This is a genomic window from Sphingomonas sanguinis, assembly GCF_019297835.1.
In the GTDB taxonomy this organism is placed as follows: Bacteria; Pseudomonadota; Alphaproteobacteria; order Sphingomonadales; family Sphingomonadaceae; genus Sphingomonas; species Sphingomonas sanguinis_D.
Window position 1 is genome coordinate 2,656,682 of sequence record NZ_CP079203.1, and the last position, 23,592, is coordinate 2,680,273.

At 66.1% G+C, this 23,592-nt stretch carries 25 protein-coding genes; 14 read left to right on the forward strand and 11 right to left on the reverse strand.

Annotated features, from left to right (window positions below):
* Window positions 1-4 precede the first annotated feature (4 nt).
* The 4 genes from coaE to KV697_RS12400 are packed head-to-tail and all read right to left on the reverse strand — an operon-like array spanning window position 5 to window position 2,809.
* Complete coding sequence (gene coaE, locus KV697_RS12385; protein WP_219018449.1) at window positions 5-598, reverse strand: dephospho-CoA kinase; 594 nt, start codon at window positions 596-598, stop codon at window positions 5-7.
* Window positions 595-1,407, reverse strand: coding sequence for a shikimate dehydrogenase (aroE, locus tag KV697_RS12390; protein WP_219018450.1), 813 nt, complete (start codon window positions 1,405-1,407; stop codon window positions 595-597). Before aroE ends, coaE begins: the two co-directional genes overlap by 4 nt.
* Window positions 1,407-1,994, reverse strand: a complete 588-nt coding sequence (locus KV697_RS12395; RefSeq protein WP_219018451.1) for a Maf family protein — start codon at window positions 1,992-1,994, stop codon at window positions 1,407-1,409. Before KV697_RS12395 ends, aroE begins: the two co-directional genes overlap by 1 nt.
* The gene (locus KV697_RS12400; protein ID WP_219018452.1) at window positions 1,991-2,809 is read right to left on the reverse strand and encodes a pyruvate, water dikinase regulatory protein; all 819 of its coding nucleotides are present in this window, start codon (window positions 2,807-2,809) and stop codon (window positions 1,991-1,993) included. Before KV697_RS12400 ends, KV697_RS12395 begins: the two co-directional genes overlap by 4 nt.
* Window positions 2,810-3,181: 372 nt before the next feature.
* Between KV697_RS12400 and hemE the strand changes: the two genes are divergently transcribed.
* The 3 genes from hemE (at window position 3,182) to rho (ending at window position 6,169) form a co-directional block, all read left to right on the forward strand.
* Complete coding sequence (gene hemE, locus KV697_RS12405) at window positions 3,182-4,150, forward strand: uroporphyrinogen decarboxylase (protein ID WP_257575863.1); 969 nt, start codon at window positions 3,182-3,184, stop codon at window positions 4,148-4,150.
* Window positions 4,147-4,608 (forward strand): CopD family protein, encoded by a 462-nt coding sequence (locus tag KV697_RS12410; RefSeq protein WP_219018453.1) that lies wholly within the window; start codon window positions 4,147-4,149, stop codon window positions 4,606-4,608. The genes hemE and KV697_RS12410 overlap by 4 nt, the downstream gene beginning before the upstream one ends.
* Before the next feature lie 304 nt (window positions 4,609-4,912).
* Complete coding sequence (gene rho / locus KV697_RS12415; protein WP_007405231.1) at window positions 4,913-6,169, forward strand: transcription termination factor Rho; 1,257 nt, start codon at window positions 4,913-4,915, stop codon at window positions 6,167-6,169.
* 343 nt (window positions 6,170-6,512) lie between these two features.
* On the opposite strand, the gene KV697_RS12420 is transcribed toward rho, so the two are convergent.
* Complete coding sequence (locus KV697_RS12420; protein WP_219018454.1) at window positions 6,513-7,004, reverse strand: outer membrane protein assembly factor BamE; 492 nt, start codon at window positions 7,002-7,004, stop codon at window positions 6,513-6,515.
* A gap of 148 nt (window positions 7,005-7,152) precedes the next feature.
* Between KV697_RS12420 and KV697_RS12425 the strand changes: the two genes are divergently transcribed.
* Both KV697_RS12425 and KV697_RS12430 read left to right on the forward strand, forming a co-directional pair.
* A complete protein-coding gene (locus KV697_RS12425; RefSeq protein WP_219018455.1) occupies window positions 7,153-7,686 on the forward strand; it encodes a ubiquinol-cytochrome C chaperone family protein in 534 nt (177 codons plus the stop codon).
* Window positions 7,683-8,210, forward strand: coding sequence for a YceD family protein (locus KV697_RS12430; RefSeq protein WP_219018456.1), 528 nt, complete (start codon window positions 7,683-7,685; stop codon window positions 8,208-8,210). The genes KV697_RS12425 and KV697_RS12430 overlap by 4 nt, the downstream gene beginning before the upstream one ends.
* A gap of 72 nt (window positions 8,211-8,282) precedes the next feature.
* On the opposite strand, the gene KV697_RS12435 is transcribed toward KV697_RS12430, so the two are convergent.
* Both KV697_RS12435 and KV697_RS12440 read right to left on the reverse strand, forming a co-directional pair.
* Window positions 8,283-8,816, reverse strand: a complete 534-nt coding sequence (locus tag KV697_RS12435; protein ID WP_219018457.1) for a SixA phosphatase family protein — start codon at window positions 8,814-8,816, stop codon at window positions 8,283-8,285.
* Window positions 8,813-11,554 carry an ATP-dependent DNA helicase gene (locus KV697_RS12440; RefSeq protein WP_219018458.1) on the reverse strand — a complete coding sequence of 914 codons (2,742 nt, stop codon included), beginning with the start codon at window positions 11,552-11,554 and terminating at the stop codon, window positions 8,813-8,815. The genes KV697_RS12435 and KV697_RS12440 overlap by 4 nt, the downstream gene beginning before the upstream one ends.
* A gap of 374 nt (window positions 11,555-11,928) precedes the next feature.
* Between KV697_RS12440 and KV697_RS12445 the strand changes: the two genes are divergently transcribed.
* Window positions 11,929-13,503 (forward strand): lysine--tRNA ligase, encoded by a 1,575-nt coding sequence (locus KV697_RS12445; RefSeq protein ID WP_219018459.1) that lies wholly within the window; start codon window positions 11,929-11,931, stop codon window positions 13,501-13,503.
* A gap of 167 nt (window positions 13,504-13,670) precedes the next feature.
* On the opposite strand, the gene KV697_RS12450 is transcribed toward KV697_RS12445, so the two are convergent.
* Entirely contained in the window at window positions 13,671-14,372 is a 702-nt protein-coding gene (locus KV697_RS12450; protein ID WP_219018460.1) for a dienelactone hydrolase family protein, read from the reverse strand.
* 70 nt (window positions 14,373-14,442) lie between these two features.
* Here KV697_RS12450 and KV697_RS12455 point away from each other — a divergent pair, with 70 nt between their 5' ends.
* The 6 genes from KV697_RS12455 to KV697_RS12480 all read left to right on the forward strand — a co-directional run bounded on the left by KV697_RS12455 (window position 14,443) and on the right by KV697_RS12480 (window position 20,201).
* A complete protein-coding gene (locus KV697_RS12455) occupies window positions 14,443-14,667 on the forward strand; it encodes a DUF6489 family protein (RefSeq protein ID WP_175311136.1) in 225 nt (74 codons plus the stop codon).
* A gap of 8 nt (window positions 14,668-14,675) precedes the next feature.
* Window positions 14,676-15,962, forward strand: a complete 1,287-nt coding sequence (gene mnmE / locus KV697_RS12460; RefSeq protein ID WP_219018461.1) for a tRNA uridine-5-carboxymethylaminomethyl(34) synthesis GTPase MnmE — start codon at window positions 14,676-14,678, stop codon at window positions 15,960-15,962.
* 81 nt (window positions 15,963-16,043) lie between these two features.
* Window positions 16,044-17,879, forward strand: a complete 1,836-nt coding sequence (gene mnmG / locus KV697_RS12465; protein ID WP_219018462.1) for a tRNA uridine-5-carboxymethylaminomethyl(34) synthesis enzyme MnmG — start codon at window positions 16,044-16,046, stop codon at window positions 17,877-17,879.
* Entirely contained in the window at window positions 17,876-18,490 is a 615-nt protein-coding gene (gene rsmG, locus KV697_RS12470) for a 16S rRNA (guanine(527)-N(7))-methyltransferase RsmG (RefSeq protein WP_219018463.1), read from the forward strand. Before mnmG ends, rsmG begins: the two co-directional genes overlap by 4 nt.
* Entirely contained in the window at window positions 18,487-19,278 is a 792-nt protein-coding gene (locus KV697_RS12475) for a ParA family protein (RefSeq protein WP_219018464.1), read from the forward strand. The genes rsmG and KV697_RS12475 overlap by 4 nt, the downstream gene beginning before the upstream one ends.
* Window positions 19,275-20,201, forward strand: a complete 927-nt coding sequence (locus KV697_RS12480; protein ID WP_219018465.1) for a ParB/RepB/Spo0J family partition protein — start codon at window positions 19,275-19,277, stop codon at window positions 20,199-20,201. Before KV697_RS12475 ends, KV697_RS12480 begins: the two co-directional genes overlap by 4 nt.
* A gap of 197 nt (window positions 20,202-20,398) precedes the next feature.
* On the opposite strand, the gene KV697_RS12485 is transcribed toward KV697_RS12480, so the two are convergent.
* Together KV697_RS12485 and KV697_RS12490 are read right to left on the reverse strand one after the other, a co-directional pair.
* Window positions 20,399-21,067 carry an HAD family hydrolase gene (locus KV697_RS12485; protein ID WP_056438800.1) on the reverse strand — a complete coding sequence of 223 codons (669 nt, stop codon included), beginning with the start codon at window positions 21,065-21,067 and terminating at the stop codon, window positions 20,399-20,401.
* Window positions 21,064-21,723, reverse strand: coding sequence for a YggS family pyridoxal phosphate-dependent enzyme (locus KV697_RS12490; protein WP_219018466.1), 660 nt, complete (start codon window positions 21,721-21,723; stop codon window positions 21,064-21,066). The genes KV697_RS12485 and KV697_RS12490 overlap by 4 nt, the downstream gene beginning before the upstream one ends.
* Before the next feature lie 52 nt (window positions 21,724-21,775).
* Between KV697_RS12490 and KV697_RS12495 the strand changes: the two genes are divergently transcribed.
* Together KV697_RS12495 and KV697_RS12500 are read left to right on the forward strand one after the other, a co-directional pair.
* Entirely contained in the window at window positions 21,776-22,294 is a 519-nt protein-coding gene (locus KV697_RS12495; RefSeq protein ID WP_219018467.1) for a thiamine phosphate synthase, read from the forward strand.
* A 25-nt stretch (window positions 22,295-22,319) separates the two neighbouring features.
* On the forward strand, window positions 22,320-22,799 hold the full coding sequence (locus tag KV697_RS12500; RefSeq protein WP_219018468.1) for a hypothetical protein: 480 nt from the start codon (window positions 22,320-22,322) through the stop codon (window positions 22,797-22,799).
* A gap of 38 nt (window positions 22,800-22,837) precedes the next feature.
* Here KV697_RS12500 and KV697_RS12505 read toward each other — a convergent pair whose 3' ends face one another.
* On the reverse strand, window positions 22,838-23,548 hold the full coding sequence (locus KV697_RS12505; RefSeq protein ID WP_219018469.1) for a hypothetical protein: 711 nt from the start codon (window positions 23,546-23,548) through the stop codon (window positions 22,838-22,840).
* Window positions 23,549-23,592: the final 44 nt, after the last annotated feature.

Genomic DNA, 23,592 nt, shown 5'->3' on the forward strand with positions numbered 1-23,592 from the left:
CCGACTATCGGCCTTCGGATGCGGCGATGCAAGCGATCAAAGCCCGCACTTTTTCGCGGGTTTCGGCGATCGGAATGTCGGTTGCGATGACGTGATCGGCGCGCGCCTGCTTCTCCGCATCGGGCATCTGGCGGGCCAGGATGGCATCGAATTTGGCCTCGGTCATGCCCGGCCTTTTCAACACCCGTGCCCTTTGTACGTCCGGTTTTGCCGAAACCACCAACACCTTATCCACAGCCTTATCACCGCCGGTTTCAAACAGCAGGGGCACGTCGACAACCACCATCGAAGCGTCGGCATGGGTGGCGAGAAAGGCTGTCCGCTCGGACTGTACTGCCGGATGGACGATCGCCTCCAGTCTACGCATCGCAGCATCATCGCCCAGCACCGCCTGCCCCAGTGCGGCGCGATTCACGCCCTCCGGCCCCGTCGTACCGGGAAAGGCCGATTCGATGGTCGGCACCAGCCGCCCGCCGGGTCCTTGCAGTTGATGCACACAGGCATCAGCGTCAAAGACCGGCACACCCTCGTCGCGAAACATCTGCGCGACGGTCGACTTGCCCATGCCGATCGAGCCGGTCAGGCCGAGGATCATCATTTCAGCAGGATGTCGCGCAATTCGCCGTCCCGCTCGCGCGGCGGGACGACGCCGAAGAACCGCTCGAACGCGACCGCCGCCTGGCCGATCAGCATCTCCAGCCCGTCGATTGTGGCCAATCCCCTCGCCCGCGCCGCCGCCAACAAGCCGGTCTCGAGCGGCGCATAGACGATGTCATACACGACCGCGTCCTCCGGCAGCGCCGACAGGTCGAGGTCGAGCGGCGGCTGCCCGGTCATGCCCAGGCTAGTCGCGTTGACCACCAAGGCGCTGGGCGGCACCGCCTGTCCGATCGGCAGCGCCTGTCCTTCGAGGCCGAAGGAGGACAGCAACGCCGTCGCTTTTTCCACATCACGGTTGAACAGGGTCACTGGCCCGACGCCGATCCCCGCCAGCGCATAGAGCACCGCGCGCCCGGCGCCCCCTGCCCCGATCACCGTCACCGGCTTGCCCGTCAGATCGAAGCGGGCGAGCGGCGCGGCAAAGCCCGCCGCATCGGTATTGGTCCCGACCAAAGCGCCATCGGCATCGCGAAAGGCGGTGTTGGTCGCCCCGATCGAGGTCCGCACATCCTCGCGATCCTCGACATGCTCGAGCGCGGCGATCTTGTGCGGCACGGTGATGTTGCAGCCGCGCCAGTCCGGGTCCGCCTTCCGCTCGGCGAAATAGGCAGGCAGCGCCTCGGGGAGGACATGGGTGGCACGATATTCCGCCTCGATCGCCAATGCCTTCAGCCAGAAACCGTGGATTTTCGGCGATTTGCTATGGGCAATCGGATCGCCGATCACTTCCGCATAAGGCAATGCCATCAGGCGGGCATCCAGCCGCGTTCGCGCAAATAGCCCAGCACTGGGAGCAGCGGCATACCGAGAATGGTGAAGTGACTCCCCTCGATCCGTGAGAAGAGTTGCACCCCCGGCCCCTCGATCCGGAAACAGCCGACGCAGCCCGCGATTTCGGGCCATTCCTGATCGAGATAGCGGTCGATGAACGCGCCCGAAAGCGGACGAACATGGAGCTTTGCGCGCTCGACATGCCGCCAGACGGGGCGGCCATGCTCGGCGATGACGGCGGCGCTCCACAATTCGTGGCTCCCCCCGCTCATCCGCGCCAGATGCTCCGCCGCCTCTTCGCGGCTCTCGGGCTTGTCCAGCAACGTGCCGTCGGCGAGCGCCACGATCGAATCCGACCCCAGCACCGGCACCGGCCCGGCATTCGCCGACACCTTCACCGCCTTCATCTCCGCCAGCGCATCGGACAGGTCGCGCGGGGACGAACCCGTCATCGCCGCCTTGACGCTCGCCTCGTCGACGCGCGCAGGCAGCGCCTCATAGGCCACGCCTGCCGCGTCGAGCATCGCCCGGCGCGAGGCGCTTTGCGACGCCAGGATAATCATGCCTCGGCCTTTCTCTGATTCACCAGCGAGATGATCGCCGCCGCCGTCTCCTCGATCGAGCGGCGGGTGACGTCGATCACGGGCCAGTCATTGTCGGCGAACATACGCCTGGCAAAGGTCAGTTCGCGGTTCACCGCCTCCTGCTCGACATAATCGGTGTCGGGCGCCTGGTTGAGCGACAGCAGCCGGTTGCGCCGGATCGCGATCAGCCGGTCGGCACTGGTGGTCAGCCCCACGACCAGCGGCTTTTTCAGCGTGAACAGAAAGGGGGGCGGGGGGCTTTCGACCACGATCGGGATGTTGGCCGTCTTGTACCCGCGATTGGCGAGATAGATGGAGGTCGGCGTCTTGGACGAGCGGCTGACCCCCGCCAGCACGATATCGGCCTCCTCCCATTCCTCCCACGCGATGCCGTCGTCATGCGCGATGGTGAACTGGATCGCATCGACGCGCGCGAAATAGGCGGCGTCGAGGACGTGCTGGCGACCGGGCCGCATCTTGGCCTGCACACCCAGCAGCCCCGACAGCGCGGCATTGACCGGGTCGAGCGGCGCCACCGTCGGCAGGCCGAGCGCATGACAGCGGCTCTCCAGCACGCGCCGGGTCACGGGGTTCACCAGCGTATAGATCACCAGCCCCGGATTCTGCGCAATCTCCTGAAGGATGCGCTCCAGATGGCTTTCGGTGCGGACCATCGGCCAGAAATGCCGGACGGTTTCCACATCGTCATATTGCGCCAGCGCCGCCTTGGCGATGTTCTCCAGCGTTTCGCCGGTGGAATCGGACAGCAGGTGCAGGTGGAGCCGTGTCGTCATCGGCACGGGCATGACTCTGTGGATAACATGGCGAGAATCGGTAGCGTAACTTCGCCGACCGGCCAAGCGGAGGTTGGGCGGTGGATAAGCGATGATTCGTCCACATCGAATCCCACAGGCCCGATTCTTTTCCACAGCCTGTGAGTTATGGGGGCGATGAATCCGAATCCCGTTGAATCGGCGATTCCCCTTGAGTCAACGTGTTGGCATATCGGGGAGAGCCGCATAATCCCGACAACCAACGTGCCAACCACTTCAACAATCCATTCTTAGAATCTTCTTTAATAGAAGAAGGGGGGTCTCCTGACCGACGTTGCGATTCGAAAGCCCCTGCTCTCCGTGCTGTCGGGCGAGCGGCTGGCGACACCGCCCATGTGGCTCATGCGGCAGGCGGGTCGCTATCTGCCGGAGTATCGCGAGCTGAGGGCGCAGAAGGGGGGCTTCCTGGCCCTGGCGACCGATCCGCAAGCCGCGGCGGAGGTGACGGTGCAGCCGATCCGCCGGTTCGGTTTCGACGGCGCGATCCTGTTCTCCGACATATTGATGGTCCCCTGGGCACTCGGCCAGGACCTCAGCTTCGGCGCAGGGGAGGGGCCGCGTCTGGCCCCTGCCTTGGTCGATCATGCGCTGAATGCCCTTGAGCGCGTCCCTGAGCGGCTCGACCCGGTCTATGCCACCGTGGCACGGGTCGCGGAGCAATTGCCGCCCCAGACCAGCTTCCTGGGCTTTGCGGGCTCTCCCTGGACGGTCGCGACCTATATGGTGGCGGGGCAGGGGTCGAAGGATCAGGGCGAGACGCGGCGCTTCGCCTATGCCGACCCGGCGGGGTTCGGGGCGATCATCGATGCGATCGTGGCCATGACCATCGACTATCTGGCGGGACAGGTCGCCAACGGGGTGGAGGCGGTGCAGCTGTTCGACAGCTGGGCGGGTTCTCTCAGCCCCGCGCAGTTCGAGCGCTGGGTGATCGCGCCCAATGCGGCGATCGTCGAAGGTTTCCGCGCGCGCTGTCCGGGCGTGCCGGTGATCGGTTTTCCCAAGGGGGCAGGGGGCAAGCTGCCTGCTTATGCCCGCGAGACGGGGGTGGACGCGGTCGGGCTGGACGAGACGGTCGATCCGGTCTGGGCGGGCACCTATCTGCCAAAGGGCTTGCCGGTGCAGGGCAATCTCGATCCCTTGGCGCTGATCGCCGGCGGCGAGGCGCTGGACGGCGCGGTGGATCGCATCCTCTCGGCCTTCACCGACCGGCCGCATATCTTCAATCTGGGGCATGGTATATTGCCCGACACGCCGATCGCGCATGTCGAGCGGCTGATCGCCCGTGTGAGGAAAGAGCGATGATCGGATTGCTGGGCGCCGCCTATGAATGGGTGAAGGCGGCGCATATCATCTTCGTGATCTTCTGGATGGCCGGGCTGTTCATGATGCCGCGCTATCTGGTCTATCATCAGGAAGCTTTGGTCGCGGGCGACGCCACCGATGCCGCGCGCTGGGTCGAGCGTGAGGGCAAGCTGCGCTCCATCATCCTGACCCCGGCGCTGATCGCGGTATGGGTGTTGGGGTTGCTGCTGGCGGGCTCGCTCGGACTGTTCTCGGGCGTTCCCGGCCTGGGTTGGCTCCATGCCAAGCTGTTCTTCGTGCTGCTGCTCAGCGGCTATCATGGCTGGATGGTCGGCTATGCCAAGAAGCTGGCGCGCGGGCAGATGACGCTCAGCGGCAAGCAGCTGCGCATGATCAACGAGGTGCCCGCGCTGGCGGCGACGATCATCGTGGTGCTGGTCGTCATCAAGCCGTTCTGATCGCTTCTTACTCCCCTCCCGCAGGCGGGAGGGGCGGGGGGAGGGAAAGCCGCAGGCGATGGCCTCTGTGAGACACCATGCCCTCCCCCAACCCCTCCCGCCTGCGGGAGGGGAGTAAGAAGAGCAGCCCTCCCGCCTGCGGGAAGGGCTTACCGCGCCTCCTTTCCCCATTGACTTGGGCTCCCCCGAATCCTAACTCCGTGCCCGTACGGCGCGGTCCTCGCGTCGGGTACGCTTCCTTATCGACAGCCTCGTTTCGCCGCGATCCTCGCCGACCGACGCCCTCCGACCATCCGGACCGATCATGCATCTGAAAGACCTCAAGAAGAAAACCCCCGCCGACCTCGTGCAGCTGGCCGAGGAATTGGGGGTCGAGAGCGCGTCCACGCTGCGCAAGCAGGACCTGCTGTTCGCCATCCTGAAGGAACAGGCCGAACAGGGCGACCAGATCATGGGCCTGGGCACGATCGAGGTGCTGCCCGACGGCTTCGGCTTCCTGCGGTCGCCCGAAGCGAACTATCTGGCCGGGCCGGACGACATCTATGTCTCGCCCAACCAGGTCCGCAAGCACGGCCTGCGCACCGGTGATACGGTCGAAGGCGAGATCCGCGCACCCAAGGACGGCGAGCGCTATTTTGCGCTGACCAAGCTGACCTCGGTCAATTTCGATGACCCGGAAGCCGTCCGCCACCGCGTCAATTTCGACAATCTGACGCCGCTCTACCCCGAGCAGAAGCTGATCCTCGATCCCGCCGATCCGACCCAGAAGGACAAGTCGGCGCGCGTCATCGACATCGTGTCGCCCCAGGGCAAGGGCCAGCGCACGCTGATCGTGGCACCCCCGCGCGTCGGCAAGACGGTGATGCTGCAGAACATCGCCAAGGCGATCACCGACAATCACCCCGAAGTCTTCCTGATCGTCCTCCTCATCGACGAGCGCCCGGAAGAAGTCACCGACATGCAGCGCTCGGTGCGCGGCGAGGTCGTGTCCTCGACCTTCGACGAACCGGCGCAGCGCCACGTCCAGGTCGCCGAGATGGTGATCGAAAAGGCCAAGCGCCTGGTCGAGCACAAGAAGGATGTCGTCATCCTGCTCGACTCGATCACCCGTCTGGGCCGCGCCTACAACACCGTGGTCCCGTCCTCGGGCAAGGTGCTGACCGGCGGTGTCGACGCCAATGCGCTCCAGCGGCCGAAGCGCTTCTTCGGTGCGGCGCGTAACATTGAGGAGGGCGGTTCGCTCTCGATCATCGCCACCGCGCTGATCGACACGGGCAGCCGCATGGACGAGGTCATCTTCGAAGAGTTCAAGGGCACCGGCAACTCGGAAATCGTCCTCGACCGCAAGGTGGCGGACAAGCGCATCTTCCCGGCGATGGACGTCGGCAAGTCGGGCACCCGCAAGGAAGAGCTGCTGGTCGAGAAGGACAAGCTGTCCAAGATGTGGGTGCTGCGCCGCATCCTCATGCAGATGGGTACTATCGACTCGATGGAGTTCCTGCTCGACAAGATGAAGAACTCGAAGACCAACGAGGATTTCTTCGACTCGATGAACCAGTAAGGGCCGGGGGCTCAGTCCCCCACCGACGTTACGGTTTGATGGGTTCGCATGGGGAAATAGGCCCGCTTGCGAACCCATTTTCGTTTTGGGGCGTTAGCAGGCCCGATCCCACCCCCTTTCGGGATCGTGCCGGTCCAAGCACGGCACGGCCGCGTCGTTGCTTAACACGCGACGCGGCCAAACGGGGGTGGGGTATCAACCCAAACCCAGCCACCTCAACCTCCGTTCGCACTGAGCGAAGTCGAAGTGCACGCCCCATCACTCGTCAAGGGATTCCCATGGCCTTCGACTTCGCTCAGGCTGAACGGAGGTTGGGAATTCGGGGAATGGCTACCCCAGCCCCTTACGGCCGGGTACGCCCGCCGCCCATGCCGCCGCCCTGGCCGCCACCGGCGCCCGGCGCGCCGACCGCGCCGATATTGCCGAACAGATCCTGGAAGAAGCCGCGCTGGCGGCCCAGGGTCGGCGTCGTCTTGCCATAGGGCGAGATGTCGGCGACCTGATCGATGCCCGCGCGGCGGATCGTCGTGACGTTGCCCGCCTGGTCGAAGCTGACCTGCAAGGTGATCTGCGACACCGGATGGGGCAGAGTATAGCCCAGATTGCGGCTGTCGCGCGCGACATAATACCAGTCGCCACCGCCGAACTGGCTGGTAATCGTCGGCGTACCTAGCGTCTGGAGCACTGACTGGCGGTTGTCGACACCCGGCTGGATCGAGTTGACGAGATCGACATCGACCACATAACCCTGATGCGACCGCAGCGGCGTACAGGCCGACGCCGTCAGGGCCATGATCAGGCCCAGCCCGAGGGCGCGGGTGGAAGAAACGCTCATCATTATCTCCGGGCCGGACGACCGGCCGCACAGGCAGCTATACAGGCAGTCGATCCGCTCGACCGTCACCCCCTCGATATGCCAAGGGAAAGGCGCATACAAGCAATTCGCGCGCAACCGGTCGTGCGGGCAGGAAGGGGAGGGGCACATGGCCTGGGGCTGGCTCAAGCAGGGGATCGCCCGCTATTTCGGGCGTGACGCGGATGCGGCGCTGCCGCTGTACAATGCCGTCGTGCTGCGCGCGCGAGCGGAGCATTGGTATCTCGACGGGGCGGTGCCCGATACGGTCGATGGCCGGTTCGACATGATCGCGGCGGTCCTGTCGGTGGTGCTGATCCGGTTGGAGGCCGATCCCGAGGGCGTGGCGCCCGCTGCACGGCTGACCGAGCGCTTCGTCACCGACATGGACGGACAGCTTCGCGAACTCGGCATCGGCGACATCGTGGTCGGCAAGCATATCGGCAAGATGATGGCGATGCTGGGAGGGCGCCTGACTGCCTATCGCGAGGGGCTGGCCGGGGATAAGGCGGTGATGGACGCCGCCTTGATCCGCAACCTGTATCGCGGCGCGGCACCCGCGGATACGGATGCCGTTGCCCATGTTCGCGAGCGACTTTCCACCCTACATGAGCGGCTGGCGGCCGTTTCACTCGCTCGCCTTACCCTTGGAGACCTGCCGTGACCCCCGAATGGAGCCGCCCCGAAAAGATCGACACGATCGGTGAGCGCGAAAAGCCCGTCTCGATCGACACGACTGCGGACGAACGCCGGGCGCTGGCTGGGCGGTTCGCGCTGCTCTCGGTCGATGCGCTGTCGGCCGATCTGGTCGTGCGGCGCGATGCGGCGGGCATCCTGGTCACCGGCACGGTGCGCGGGTCGGTGGTTCAGCCCTGTTCCGTGACGGGCGACCCGGTCCCGGCCAAGGTCGACGAACCGGTCGCCCTGCGCTTCGTCGAACCCACCGGGCACGGTGCGGATGAGGAAATCGAGCTGTCCGAGGATTCGCTCGACACGATCGAGATCGAAGGCGGCACGATCGACCTGGGCGAAGCGGCGGCCGAAACCATGGCGCTGTCGCTCGATCCCTTCCCGCGCAGCCCCGCCGCAGCCGCGACGCTGAAGGAAGCGGGCGTCATCAGCGAGGACGAAGCCGGGCCGCTCGGCGCGCTATCGGGGCTGAAAGCGATGCTCGAAGGCAAGAAGTGACCTATTCCTCCCCAAGCTCGCTTGGGGAGGGGGACCGCCGGGTGCCAGCCCGGTGGTGGAGGGGCAGGCGGTCTAGGGCGTATCTGGCCCCAGCGTCGGGTCCAGATCGCGCGGGCGGATGAACGCGACCAGCGTCGCGCCATGCGCCTGCGCCTCGGCCCAGCGGGTGATCGGCAGCGTCATCTGTGCCACCGTCGCGGTCGGGTATTTGTCCTCTACCCGTTCGCGCAATTCATTGTCGAGCGTCAGGTTGAGGACCAGATCCTCCAGCCCCGGATTATGCCCGACCATCATCACATGGTCCGCCTCGTCCGGCAGCGCCTGGACCAAATCGAGCAGGCTGGCGGCGGAGGCGAGATAGAGCGCGCGGTCCCAGACCGGCTCCAGCTTTTGGCCGTAACCGCTCCACACTTCGTCCAGCGTTTCGATCACGCGGACGGCCGGGGAGGCGAGGACATGGTCGAAGGCGAACCCCTCCGCCTTCAGATGCCGCCCGATCATCGCCGCCGCGCGCCGTCCCTTGGCATTGAGTGGCCGATCGAAATCGCGGGCGACGGGATCGTCCCAGCTCGACTTGGCATGGCGAAGGAGCGTCAGCGTCTTCATCGATCCGGAAACTCCGTCGCGGCGGCTGGCAGGATTTGGCTATCCCCATGCCCTATCGGCGCGTCGGAGGAAAGCCGCCCCGCGACCCGGGCGACCGCTTCGTCGAGGGTCACGCGGGAAATCGCCACGCCCGGTGGAAAGGCGTCGAGCAGCCGTGACGGCATGGCGGCGGACAGCAGCACGAACGCCCCGCGATCGTCGGCGCGCCGGATCAACCGCCCGAACGCCTGTGCCAGCCGCGCCCGCACGATCCGGTCGTCATAGGCGCTGCCGCCCCCTGCCAGCTTGCGCGCGGCGTGAAGGACGGTCGGCTTGGGCCAGGGCACGCCCTCCATCACCACGAGCCGGAGCGACGAGCCCGGTACGTCTACCCCGTCGCGAAGCGCATCGGTGCCGAGCAGCGAGGCGGACGGATCGTCGCGAAAGATATCCACAAGGGTCCCGGTGTCGATCGGATCGACATGCTGCGCGTGCAGCGCCAGCCCGTCACGCGCCAATCGGTCGGCGATCCGGCCATGCACACCGCGCAACCGCCGGATCGCGGTGAACAGCCCCAGCGTCCCGCCCTTGGCCGCCGCGATCAGCCGCGCATAGGCATTGGCGAGTTGTGGAATATCACCCCGCTTCACATCGGTGACGATCAGCACTTCCGCGCGGGTCGGATAATCGAACGGGCTTTCCGCAACGAAATGGGCGGGGCCACGCACCAGATGCGGCGCCCCCGTCCGCGCCTCCGCCACATCCCAGTCTCCCCCGGCGCGCAAGGTCGCCGAGGTGACGACCGCGCCATGCGCCGGTTTCAGGACGATCTCCGCAAAGGGGCGGGTGGGGTCGAGCCAATGGCGGTGCAGGCCGATATCGTACTCGCGACCTTCCACCCGATCGACCGCCAGCCAGTCGACGAAATCGGGATCGACCGGCCCGCCGATCCGCGCGAGCAGCGACAGCCAGGCGGCGACCGTCTCCGCGCGCCATGCGATCGAGGCGATCGCACCCTCCACCCGCGCGCGTGCCTGGCCGTCGAGCCAGTCGGGGGCTTCCTGCAACACCGCCTCCAGCCGCTGGCCCAAGGTCACGAGCGGTCGCAGCAGCGCGTCTAGCGCATGGGCGGCGGGCCCGGCGGCCTCGATCAGTGCGGGCGAGGGATCGGCCAGTTCAGTCTCCAGGCCATAACCCGCATCGCCCGTTTGTTCGGCGCGGGCAAAGGCCAGGCCGCGCACCGCCGCCAGCAAGGTCTCGATCGGGCCGAAGGGCTGGCCCTCCGCCAGTCGCCCCAGCCAGCCTTCGCTCGCCAGCGCCTGCGCCGCCTGCACCGCATCGCCGATCGCGCGGTTGCCGCCTTCGTCATAGCTGGCGACATCGGACAGCCGCGCGGCGAGGCCCCGGCGACGGCCGCGCGATTCAGCTTCGGGGCCCAGTATCCAACGGCGCAGTTCGATCGTCTCGGATCCGGTCAGCGCGGTGGCGAACATCGAGTCCGCCGCGTCGAACAGATGATGGCCCTCGTCGAAGACGTAGCGCGTCGGCCGCGTCTGCGTCTCGCGACCGCGTGCGGCGTTGACCATGACCAGTGCGTGATTGGCGATGACGATGTCCGCCTGCACCGAGGCGCGCGCCGCATGCTCGATGAAGCATTTCCGGTAATGCGGGCAGCCCGCATAGACGCACTCCCCGCGCCGGTCGGTCAATGCGGCCGAGCCGTTGCGACGGAACAAGGTGGTCAGCCAGCCGGGCAGGTCACCCCCGACCATATCGCCATCGGCGGTATAGGCCGCCCAGCGCGCGACCAGTTGCGCCAACACCGCCGCGCGTCCGGCAAACCCGCCTTGCAGCGCATCCTCCAGATTGAGCAGGCACAGGTAATTCTCGCGGCCCTTGCGGGTGACGACGCGTTCCTTGCGCAGCACGGCATCCGGGAAGATGCGCGCGGTTTCGCCGCTCAACTGGCGTTGCAGCGCCTTGGTATAGGTTGATATCCACACCGCGCCGCCTGCGCGCTCGGCCCAGAGGCTGGCGGGGGCGAGATAACCGAGCGTCTTGCCGATACCGGTCCCAGCCTCGGCCAGCACCATGTTCGGTGTGTCCCGCACTGCGCGCGGTGCGAAGGCGGCGGTGACGGCGGCGGCATAGGCGCGCTGCCCCGGACGTTCCTCGGCCCCGTCGCCGGTCAGGCGTCGCAGCCGCTCCTCCGAATCCTGCGGCGGCAGGTCGATGATGCGCGGGGCGGGACGGGGGGCGTCCTCCTCCCATTCGGGCAGCGCGCTGAACAGCCAACGCTCGTTGCGCTCCGGCCGGGTGAGGCGCGGGCCGATCAGCGGCGCCCAGGGCCAGCGGAGCCGGGCAAGGCTTTGTGCAGCCGTCCAAGCCCCTTCGCGCTCGGCCCATGCACCGTCCGGCATGGCGAGCAGCTTTTCGGTCGCCCGAAGCAGAAAGGCGGCCACGTCCGCATCGCTTTCCGGTGGCTCCAATCCACAGGCGCGGGCGAGGCCGTGCGGGGTCGGGACCGCGAATTGGGCGGGGCGCAGAAAGGCGAAGAGTTCGAGGATGTCGAGCCCGGAGAGTTCGGCATAGCCCAGTCGCTGGCCGATCAACGGCGCGTTGAGCAGGATGACCGGCGTTTCCGACGCCAACCCGATCGCCTCGCCGCGTGAGACGGCGCGGGTCTGTCCCCCGGTGGAGAACCACACGCCGCTATGGCTGGCATGAAGGGCGGGGTGGGGGAGTGAAGTCACTGTCATGATATCGGGGAGTGGGAACAGGTTGGCAACGGGGATGGGAGATTTGGGGCGGCTCATTGAACAAATAGCTTGGGGCGATGCCCTCCCTAAACCCAGTTTCGGGTAAACGATGCCCCGCATCGTTTAGGTCATGCCTGGGGCATGACCGACCTGAAACTCGCCTGCGGGAGGGGCTAACCGCGTGGGGCGGGTGTGACGCTTCAACGAAGCACGCCCCTCCCGCAGGCGGGAGGGGATGGGGGAGGGAAGGCCACGCAGGACCACGCTCGAGTTGTTCCACGTGGAACACGCTCCCTGTGGATAACGACGTGCACAACCCGTGCATAATGCAAAACCCATTGTGCATCGCGCCCCGGCTTGCCAGAGGCAAATCCATGACAGACGAACTCCGCTCCACCGCTCTAGAGTCCAAGGCCTGGCCCTATGAGGAGGCTCGCAAGCTCCTCAAACGCTATCCCGAGGGCAAGCCGGGCGGTGAGCCGATCCTGTTTGAAACCGGCTATGGCCCATCGGGCCTGCCGCATATCGGCACGTTCAACGAAGTGTTGCGCACTACCATGGTCCGCAATGCCTTCCACGCGCTGTCGGATCAGAAGACCCGGCTGATCGCCTTTTCGGACGATATGGATGGCCTGCGCAAGGTGCCGGACAATGTGCCGAACCAGGAAATGCTGCGCAAGCATCTCGGCAAGCCGCTGACTCAGGTGCCCGACCCGTTCGAGAAGTTCGACAGCTTCGCTGCGCACAACAACGCGCTGCTGCGCCAGTTTCTCGACCGCTATGGCTTCGATTACGAGTTCGCCTCGTCGACGGAATACTACACGTCCGGCCGGTTCGACGATGCGCTGCGGCTGGTGCTCAAGCATTTCCAGGGCATCCAGGACGTGATGCTCCCGACGCTGCGTGCCGAGCGTCGCGCCACCTATTCGCCGGTCCTGCCTATCAGCCCCAAGTCGGGCATCGTGTTGCAGGTGCCGGTCGAGGTGATCGACGCCGAAGCCGGTTTGATCGCGTTCGAGGATGAAGGCGAGCGGATCGTCCAGTCCGCGCTGGGCGGCCTGTCCAAGCTGCAATGGAAGGTCGACTGGGCGATGCGCTGGGTGGCGCTGGGCGTGGATTACGAGATGGCGGGCAAGGACCTGATCGACTCGGTCACTCAGTCGTCGAAGATCGCGCGCGTGCTCGGCGGCCGTCCGCCCGAGGGCTTCAACTATGAAATGTTCCTCGACGAACATGGTGAGAAGATCTCCAAGTCCAAGGGCAACGGCCTCAGCCTCGACCAGTGGCTGACCTATGGGCCGGAGGAGAGCCTGGCCTTCTTCGCCTATCGCGAGCCGAAAAAGGCCAAGCAGCTCCACATGGGCGTCATCCCGCGGGCTGTGGACGAATATTGGCAGTTCCGCGTGAACTACCCCAACCAGTCGCTCAAGGAGCAGCTGGGCAATCCGGTCCACCATATCCATGACGGCAAGCTGCCCGAGGGCGAACTGCCGGTGACTTTCGGGCTGCTGCTCAACTTGGTCGGCGTGATGGGTGAGGCCACCAAGGAACAGGTCTGGGGTTATCTCGCCAATTATGTTCCGGAAGCGTCGGCAGAGAAGTACCCGGAACTCGACCGGCTGATCGACCATGCGCTGGCCTATGCCCGCGATTTCGTCGCGCCCAAGCTCCAGCGCCGCGCGCCCGAGCCGCATGAGGCGGAGGCGCTGCGCCAGCTGGATGCACAACTCGCGGCGCTGCCCGAGGGCGCGACCGCCGAGGACATCCAGAATATCGTCTATGAGATCGGCAAGACCGACGCCTTCCCGTCGCTGCGCGACTGGTTCAAGGCGCTGTACGAGACGCTGCTGGGTTCGGCGCAAGGGCCGCGCATGGGCAGCTTCATCGCACTCTACGGTGTGGATAACAGCCGCAAATTGATCGCCGAGGCGCTGGCCAAGGCGGCGTAAGGATACACCCTCACCCTTCCGGCGCTTCGCGCCTCCCTCCCTCTCCCAATGGGAGAGGAGTGTTGGGTCGTCCATGCCCCCGGCATGGACTGAACAGCGCAGGGCGCTGTTCTCCCAACACTGGGCCCGCCCACAGCGCGGGTGGGAAGGGTGAGGGTGGTTCCTATTTAGCGGAGGTTTTCCGCAAAGAACGCCATGGTGCGCTCGTCCGCCAGCTTGGCGGACTCATCCGACCGACGCTGACCGAACTCGGTCGCGAAGCCGTGATCCTCACCGGCATAATCATAGAGCGTGACCTTGGGGTGATCGTCGAGCCCCTCATGCATCCGCTTCTGCGCGTCCTTGTCGACGAAGTGATCCTCTTCCGGGATATGGAGCAGGACCGGCTTGGCGATGGCGTGTTTCTCACCCAGCAGGCCGTCGATGCCGACGCCATAATAGCCGACACTGGCATCCACATCGGTGCGCGCCGCGGTCATGAAGGCCAGTCGCCCGCCCAGGCAATAGCCGACGACGCCGACCTTGAAGTCCGCGCCATGCTCGTCGCGGATCGCCTTGATCGTCGCTTCGATGTCGCGAATGCCGCCGTCCTGGTCGAACTGGCCCATCAGGTCGAGCGCCTGTTGCATCTCGTTGGGAATGTCGGGGTCCAGCTCGATGCCCGGGGCGATCTTGTGGAAAAGATCGGGGGCGACGGCCAGATAGCCTGCCTCGGCCAGTGTGTCGCACTTGCGGCGGATACCGGCATTCACGCCGAAGATCTCCTGGATGACGATGATCGCGGCGGTCGGCTGACCTTCCGGCTCGGCATAATAGGCGTTGAACTGGCCTTCGCCGTTCTGTGCGGCGATGGTCTTGGTGGCAGTCATGCGGGTCTCCTGTGGTCGTCGCGACGATAACGCCTTATGCCTCACTTGGTCGCGTGATGGAGAATGGCGCATGAAAGTGAATGTGGAAATCGACTGCACGCCCGAAGAGGCGCGCCGCGCCATGGGCCTGCCCGATCTGACGCCGATCCATGAACGCTATGTCCAGATGATGCTCGACACGATGCAGTCCGGCGTGAAGCCCGAGATGATCGAGGCGATGATGCGCAACTGGGCACCGATGGGCGAGGCGGGCATGACCATGTGGCGCCGGATGTTCGAGGGGCAGAAGGGCTGACCCTGAGCATGACCGACACAATCTTCGCCGTCTCCAGCGGACAGCCGCCCGCCGCCATCGCGGTGATCCGCGTGAGCGGCCCGGCGGCCTTCGCAGCCGCCGAGCGGCTGGGCGGACGGTTGCCCGAGGCCCGTCGCGCGAGCCTGCGGACGTTGAAGGATGGGGCGGGAGCGGTGCTGGATTCGGCACTGCTGCTCTCCTTTCCCGGCCCGGCGACGGCTACCGGCGAGGATCTGGTCGAGCTGCACTGCCATGGCGGTCGCGCGGTGGTCGCGGCGGTCGAGCGGGCCTTGGCAGAACAGCCGGGCGTTCGCCGTGCCGAGCCGGGCGAATTCACCCGTCGCGCTTTGCTGAATGGCCGGATCGATCTGGCCGAGGCGGAAGGGCTGGCCGATCTGCTCGAAGCACAGACCGAACGCCAGCGCCGTGCCGCGATCGGTGCGGTCGAGGGGCGGGTGAGCCAGGCGGTGCGCGGCTGGCTGGATCGGCTGGCGATGCTGTCGGCGATGATCGAGGCGATGCTCGATTTCGCCGAAGAGGATGACGTGCCGCTCGATCAGGCGGCGGTGGCACGGATCAAAAGCGAGATGCACGATCTGGCTATCGCCATGCTGGAGGTGGTCGAGCGGCCGCCGGTCGACCGGCTTCACGACGGTATCCGCGTGGTGCTGGCCGGGCCGCCCAATAGCGGCAAGTCGACCTTGCTCAACCTGCTCGTCGAGCGTGAGGCGGCCATCGTCTCGCCGATCGCGGGCACGACCCGCGACCGGATCGAGGCGAGCGTGGTGCGCGCCGGGGTGGCCTATGTGCTGACCGATACCGCCGGACTGGCCGAGGATACCGATGACGTGATCGAGGCGATCGGCGTCACGCGTGCGCAGGAGGCGATCCTTCAGGCGGACATCCTGTTGTGGATGGCCGACACGCCTCCGCCGCGTGGTGACGCGATCTGGCTCCATACACGCGCCGATCTGCCGGGGAGGGAGGGGCTGCCCGAGGGACGGCGGCTGGCGGTGCGGCGTGATGATGCGGCCAGTGTTGCCGGTGTCTGGGACGCGATTGCGGACACCGCCACCGGGCTGTTGCCGCGCGAAGATACGATCGGATTCAAGCGGCATCAGCAGGACCAATGCCGCCGCGCCGCCAATGCGCTGATCGCCGCACCGGCCGATGACATTCTCTTGATGGCGGAGGAATTGCGGGTGGCACGACACGCGCTGGCGGAAGTGCTGGGCGTCAGTGCGACCGAGACGATGCTCGATGCACTGTTCGGGCGCTTTTGCCTTGGGAAATGATTGTTCCACGTGGAACGTTAAGCATAGAATGTTGATGGGGATCGCTTTGACGCTGCCCGGTCCTTCCGGTAGGGCGGGGGCATGTTTGATGTCGTAGTGATCGGTGGTGGTCACGCGGGAACCGAGGCCGCTGCAGCGGCTGCGCGCCGGGGTGCGCGGACGGCCCTTTTGTCCTTCGATCGTCATGGCCTGGGCGCCATGTCCTGCAATCCCGCTATCGGCGGATTGGGGAAGGGCCATATCGTGCGCGAGGTCGATGCCTTTGACGGGCTGATCGGCCGCGCGGCGGATATGGGTGCGATCCACTATCGGATGCTCAACCGGAGCAAGGGCACCGCAGTTCAGGGACCGCGCGTGCAGGCCGACCGGCGGCGCTACGCCGGGTCGATCCAGGCGATGCTGGCGGCGCAGTCGAAGCTGACCATCGTCGAGGGTGAGGCGGAGGCGTTGGTGCTCGACGGCGATCGCGTCGCGGGTGTGCAGCTTGGAGACGGCACCATTCTGTCGGCACGCGCGGTGGTGCTGGCGACCGGGACCTTTCTCGGCGGGCGGCTGTTCCGGGGCGAGGAGCGACATCTCGGTGGCCGCATCGGCGAGCGGGCAGCGATCCTTATGGCTGAGCAGCTCCGCGCGCTGGGCCTGCCGATGGCCCGGATGAAGACCGGCACGCCGCCACGCCTCGACGGTCGCACCATCGATTGGGCGAAGCTGGACGAGCAACCCAGCGATACCGATCCCTGGACCATGTCGCCGATGACGGCGGGTCGGCCGCTGCCGCAAATCGCCTGCGCGATCACCCGGACGACCGAGGAGACCCATGCGATCATTGCAGCGGCCTTCCACCGCTCGCCGCTGTTCACCGGAGCGATCGAGGCGAACGGTCCGCGCTACTGTCCGTCGATCGAGGACAAGATCAAGCGCTTCGCCGACCGCGACAGCCATCAGATTTTCCTGGAGCCGGAAGGGCTGGACGATCCTCTGGTCTATCCCAATGGCCTGTCGACTTCGCTGCCGACGGATGTGCAGGAGGCAATGATCGCCTCCATGCCGGGGCTGGAACGCGCGGTCATCACGCTGCCCGGCTATGCGGTGGAATATGACCATATCGATCCGCGTGCGCTCGATGCCCGGCTGGCGCTGGGGGCGCTGGCGGGCGTGTTCTGCGCCGGGCAGATCAACGGCACGACCGGTTATGAGGAAGCGGCGGGGCAGGGGCTGATTGCCGGGTTGAACGCGGCGGCCCATGCCTGCGACCTGTCGCCGGTCATCCTCGATCGCGCGTCCAGCTATCTGGGCGTGATGATCGACGATCTGGTGTTGCAGGGCGTGACCGAGCCGTACCGGATGCTGACCGCGCGCGCCGAGTACCGGCTGTCGCTGCGTGCCGACAATGCCGAGACGCGTCTAGGCGGCATCGCGGAAGCGGCCGGGTGCCTCTCGGAGGAGCGGCTGGCCCATCGGCGGCGGCGGCAGGAACAGCAGGCAATGTTGCGCGAGCGGTTGTCCGTGGTGCGTACCGCGTCCGATCTGTCGCGCAGCGGTGCCGCGATCGCGCAGGATGGCGCGCGGCGGACGGCCTATGAATGGCTGCGTTTCGACGGTGTGACGCTGGCGCATGTCGCGCCCGACGCAGCCGAGGGTTGCAATCCGGCGGTGGTAGCCGAAACGCTGGAGGATGCGCGTTATGCGCCCTATGTCGAACGGCAGGCGGAGGAGGTTGCCCGGCTCCGAGCCGATGAGCAGATCCTGTTGTCGCCCGCGCTCGACTATGCCGCCATCCCCGGCCTGTCGCAGGAGATGATCGACCGACTCAGCCTTGCGCGACCTGCCACCTTGGCGGCGGCATCGCGTATTCGCGGCATCACGCCTGCTGCCCTGTCGGCAGTGCTTCTCTACGCTCGAAAGGTCGCCGCATGAACGAGGATCAGGCCCGCGACTGGGCGGTGCAGCGCTTTGGGGAGGATGCGGCGTCGCGGATCGACTGGTTCCTCGACCGCGTGGTGGTGGAGAACGACCAGCAGAACCTGATCTCGCCTTCCACCATTGGCACGATCTGGAGCCGCCATGCGGTCGACTCGGCGCAGCTGATTCCTCTGGCCGACCGGGCGGATGGCCAATGGATCGATATCGGCACCGGCGGTGGCTTTCCAGGCATGATCGTCGCCATCGCCTGGCCCGGGCGGGTGGCGCTGGTCGAGCCGCGCAAGAAGCGGGCGGAGTTCCTGCAGGAATGCGTCGACGGGCTGGGCATGGGGGACCGGGTGACGGTCCACGCCTCGAAGATCGAGGCAGTGCCGATCAAGGCGGACATTATTTCTGCTCGCGCGGTGGCGACAGTCGAAAATCTTTTGCGCGCGGCCGTCCACTGCGGCAAACAGGAAACGCGGTGGCTGCTCCCGCGCGGCCGCCTGGACGAGCGCGAAATCAAGACCCTCAAGCGGCAATGGCGCTTCGTGTTTCACGTGGAACATAGCATCACCTCGGCGGAATCGTCGATCGTGATCCTCGACCGAGTAGAGGCCCGATGATCTGCGTTGCCATCGCGAACCAGAAGGGTGGGGTGGGCAAGACCACCAGCGCCATCAATCTCGCCACCGCGCTGGCGGCGACGGGGCTGAACGTCCTGCTGATCGACCTCGATCCGCAAGGTAACGCGTCGACAGGTCTGGGCATTCCCAACAGCCAGCGACTATTCTCCAGCTACCATGTGCTGCTGGGCGAGGCGCGGATCGACGATGCGGTGGTGCATAGCCAGGTCCCGCGTCTCGACGTCGTACCTGCCACCGTCGATCTGTCGGGGGCCGAGCTGGAGCTGGTCGATTTTGAGAATCGGACGCACCGGCTGGACCATGCGCTGCGGCGGACGCAGGGCAATTGGGACATCGTGCTGGTCGATTGCCCGCCCTCGCTGGGGCTGCTCACGATCAATGCGATGGTGGCGTCCGACTCGCTGTTCGTGCCGCTGCAATGCGAGTTCTTCGCGCTGGAGGGGCTGTCGCAGCTGTTGACGACGGTCGAGCGGATCCGTGCGCGATTCAATCCGGGCCTCGCTATTCTGGGCGTGGCGTTGACGATGTATGACCGGCGCAACCGGCTGACCGACCAAGTGTCGGCCGATGTGCGCGCCGTTTTGGGGGGTGTAGTGTTCGATACGGTGATTCCGCGCAACGTCCGGCTGTCGGAGGCGCCCAGCCATGGCCTGCCGGCGCTGATCTATGATCATCGCTGCGTCGGCAGTCAGGCCTATATCGCACTCGCCCGTGAGATGATCGCGCGCCTGCCGTTCGGAACTCAGCCGGGAGCGGCAGCGGCATGAGCGGCGACACGACCGCCAAGCGCCCGCGTCCTGGTCTCGGCCGCGGTCTGGGCGCCCTGCTCGGCGATATCGCGCGCGAGGCACCGATCCGGCCGGGTGATCAGCAGACGCCGGGTGGCGTACGGATGCTGCCCGTCGGCTCGCTCCAGCCGCACCCCGACCAGCCGCGTCGCCATTTCGAGGAAGCCGCGCTCGACGAACTCGCCGCCTCGATCGCCGCGCGCGGGCTGATCCAGCCGATCGTCGTTCGTCCGCACGGCAAGGACTATCAGATCGTCGCGGGCGAACGCCGTTGGCGAGCGGCCCAGCGCGCGCGGTTGCATGAGGTACCGGTCGTCGTCCGGGACTTCGACGACGCGCAGACGCTCGAAGTCGCGCTGATCGAGAATATCCAGCGGCAGGACCTGAACGCGATCGAAGAGGCGCAGGCCTATCAGCGCCTCGCCGGCGAGTTCGGCCATACCCAGGAGGCGCTGGCCAAGATCGTCCACAAGTCGCGCAGCCATGTCGCCAATCTGCTGCGCCTGCTCGAACTGCCCGACACGGTGCAAGGGCAGGTGGTCAGCGGGGCGCTGTCGATGGGCCATGCGCGCGCGCTGCTCGGCGCGGACGAGGTCGAGGCGCTGGCCGATCAGGTCATCGCACGCGGCCTGAGCGTTCGCGAAACCGAGAAGCTGACCCGAGAAGCCAAGGGTGGCGGTCGCAAGGCTTCGGAGGGCGGCGAGAAGAACGCAGCCAAGGGATCGGGCGGCCAGGATGCCCCTGATGCCGACATCGCCGCGCTGGAGGGCCAGCTCGCCGATCTGCTCGGCCTGTCGGTGCGTATCGCGCATGGCGAGAAGGGGGGGACTTTGACCCTCAGCTATTCCACGCTCGATCAGCTCGACATGGTGTGTCAGCGGTTGACCGGTGAGGGGATTTGAAAGGGATACGCCAGCATCCTGTTGGGACCGGCGCAATTTTCCTTTGATTTTTGAGTGAGTGGGTTTCGCCTGAACCCCACTCCGGAACTTCCGTTCAGCCTGAGCGAAGTCGAAGGCCATGGGAATGGCCTTTGTGGCTCAGCGCGGAACATGCGCTTCGACTTTGCTCAGCGTGAACGGAGGGTGGAGGAGGGGCCTTAGAACCCCAGTTCGCGACGGACATCCTCATAATCCTGCGCGATCGCGGCGACGCCGATGTCCCGCAGTCTTTGGTCATGGCCGATGGCGCAATGGGTGCCCATGCACATACCGATGACATGGCCACCGCTGGCCACCGCGCCGGTCGCACCGACCGGGGAGTCCTCCAGGATCGCGCAATCCTCGATCCGTACGCCGAGCTGCTCGGCTGCATGGAGATAGAGGTCGGGGGCGGGCTTGCCGCGCGTGACATGCTCGCGGCCGCTATAGATATGCTCGCCGAACAGGTCGCGCAGGCCGATATGGCGCAGATGCTGGTCGATCCAGACGGTCGGGCTGGACGAAACGATCGCCTTGGGAAAATCGGCGGGAAGCGACTTCACGAACGCCACCGCGCCGCCGATTGCTGCCACGCCCTCTGCCATGGCGCGCACATCCTCGGCCCGGCGCGCTTCGTAGAAACTCTCGGGCAGGGTGTGGCCGATTCGCCCCTCGATCGTCGCAATGAAGTCCTTGCCCGCGAGCCCCATATAATGGTGCATCGCTTCCTGCGGAGAATGCGGGTGGCCGTTGGCGGTCAGCCATTCGGCGAGGTGGCGATTGCCCTCATATTCGCTGTCGATCAGGACACCGTCGAAGTCGAACAGCAGCGCGGCGAAACGGCTCATGCGCGCGCTCCGAACAAGGCGCTGCCGATGCGGACATGGCTGGCGCCGAGCATCGCGGCGACCTCATAATCCTCGGACATGCCCATGCTGAGCTTCGCCAGCCCCAGTTCGCGCGCCATCTTGGCGAGCAGGGCGAAATAGGGGGCCGCATCCAGCCCGTGCGGCGGGATCGCCATCAGGCCGATGATGGGAAGGCCAGCACTACGGGCCGCCTCCAGCATCGCAGGGGCCTCGGCGATAGCACAGCCGCCCTTCTGGTCTTCGTCGCCGATATTGACCTGAAGGAAACAGTCGGGCCGCTTTCCGCTCTTGTCCATCGCCTCGGCCAGCGCGGCGATCAGCGAGGAGCGGTCGACGGTGTGGATCACATCGAACAACGCGACCGCGTCGGCCGCCTTGTTCGACTGAAGTTGGCCGATCAGATGGAGTTCGACGCCGGGATAGGCCGCGCACAGATCGGGCCATTTGGCGGCGGCTTCCTGCACCCGGTTTTCACCGAAGACGCGGTGTCCAGCCTCCAGCAGCGGGCGGATCGTGTCGGCATCATGCGTCTTCGACACCGCGATCAGGGTCGGGGTCGCGTGCTGCCCGAGCTTCGCGGCGTGCTGAAGCTGGGCGGAGACGGTGGCAAGGCGGGAAACGCTGTCGTCGGTCATGCCCGGCGCTATAATGCCCATGATGGCCGACCGATACCCCGTGACATGGCTGATGACCGACGAGCGGCTGGGGGAGGGGCTTTGGACCGTGCTGCGCAGGCTGCCGCCGGGATCGGGGGTGGTGTTCCGTCACCACGCGACGCCCCCGGCCGAGCGGCGTGCGATTCACCGCCGGGTCCGGCGAATCGCCATAGCGCGGGGGCTGGTTCTGCTGATTGCGGGAGGCGGTTTGCCCGGCGATGGTGTACATAAGGCGAGGCGGGGCAGGGGGCTGAGAAGCTGGCCTGCGCATGATCGGGCGGAAGCGGTGGCGGGATGGAAGGCCGGGGCCGACCTTTTGTTCGTCTCGCCGGTCTTTCCCACGCGCTCGCATCCGAGTGCTCCGGCATTGGGCTTGGCAAGAGCAATGCGAATCGGACGCGGGCTCGGTCTGCCGCGAATCGCATTGGGCGGGATGAATGAACAGCGCTTCCGCCAGTTGCGCGGGGTCTTTCAGGGCTGGGCCGCGATCGATGCCTGGAGTTCATCCTATCCCATGTGCTCGTCATCAAGCGGTCGTGCAGATTCGTGATGGTTGTCGAGCGAGGAGGAACGTCATGATGGTTTTGCTGGTTCTGGCCGCCTTGGCCGAGCCGACGCCGATTCCTGCCGGGCTGGCCGCCTATGTGCGCGACCGGAAGCTCACCCGGTATGATTACGCGCTCCGTGATCTGAACGGCGACGGCCGACCCGAGGCGTTAGTCTATGCTTGGCAAGGACGCGAGGATGGGCAGGATGTCAGCTTATGTGGCTCGGGTGGGTGCAATCTGACGATCCTGACACTGACCCCGACCGACTATCAGGCTATATCCAGTATCAGCATCACGCGTCCGCCCATCCGCGTTCTGAACAGCAGTACGAAGGGTTGGCATGATCTGAGCGTGCTGGCCAGCGGCGGCGGCATCCTGCCCGGCTATCGCGTGCGCTTGCGCTTCGATGGGAAAAGCTATCCGACGAACCCGAGCGTCGCGCCCACTCGACGCTTGAAGGGGCGAGAGCCAGCGGGAGTAACCGTGATCGACGTCAAATCAGACTGACGGAAAATCCATGCCGAGTCCGCGATTGACAGCGGGAATCAAAAACGGAAGGCCGTTCCCAGATAGACCGCTTGGCTGTTGCGGCGATCGTCGTCGATCCGGGCCAGACGCTCGCGATCCGAGCGATAGCGGACACCCGCCGTCACATCCAGGTTGCGGGTCAGCGAATAGGACCCGCCCATGTCCAGCGAATAGCTGGCGGGCATGTCGACCATCTTCGGCGCATTGTCGAGCGGACGGTCGGTCGACGCCTTCACGCGGCCGGTGAAGCGATTCGCGGTATAGCTGACCGCCACATCGGCGCTCTCGCGGCTGCCCGGCAGACCGGCCAGATCGACGCGGGCGATGTCGCCCGACAGCGCGACCCGCTTCCAACCAACCGAGACGCCCAGATTATAGGAGATCGGGGCCAGGCCAACAGTCGGCGCGGTATCGGCCGCGGCCCGTTCCTCGTTGGTCCGGCTGCTCTGCGCGCGGACCGCGACGGCGACCGGGCGGTTGGCACCGCGCTGGCTTTCCGCCGGGGTGAAGCGCAGGTCGCCTGCATCCAGTCCGCTCTTGGCGAAGATCGCCGCGAGCCGGGGGTCCGCCGCCGCCGGGGTAAAGCCGCCACGGCCGAGAAGGCTGAGTCCGCGAGCCCGGACCGGGTGCTTGTTCTGATCGACTGCGCCGATGGCGGGCGCGACCATCGCCGTCGTGGCGGCAAGCGCCCCGATTGCGATTCCGATCACCACACGCCCGAACGACACGGTCCACCCCTTTTATGAGACCCTTTGCAAGATTGCTCCTAACA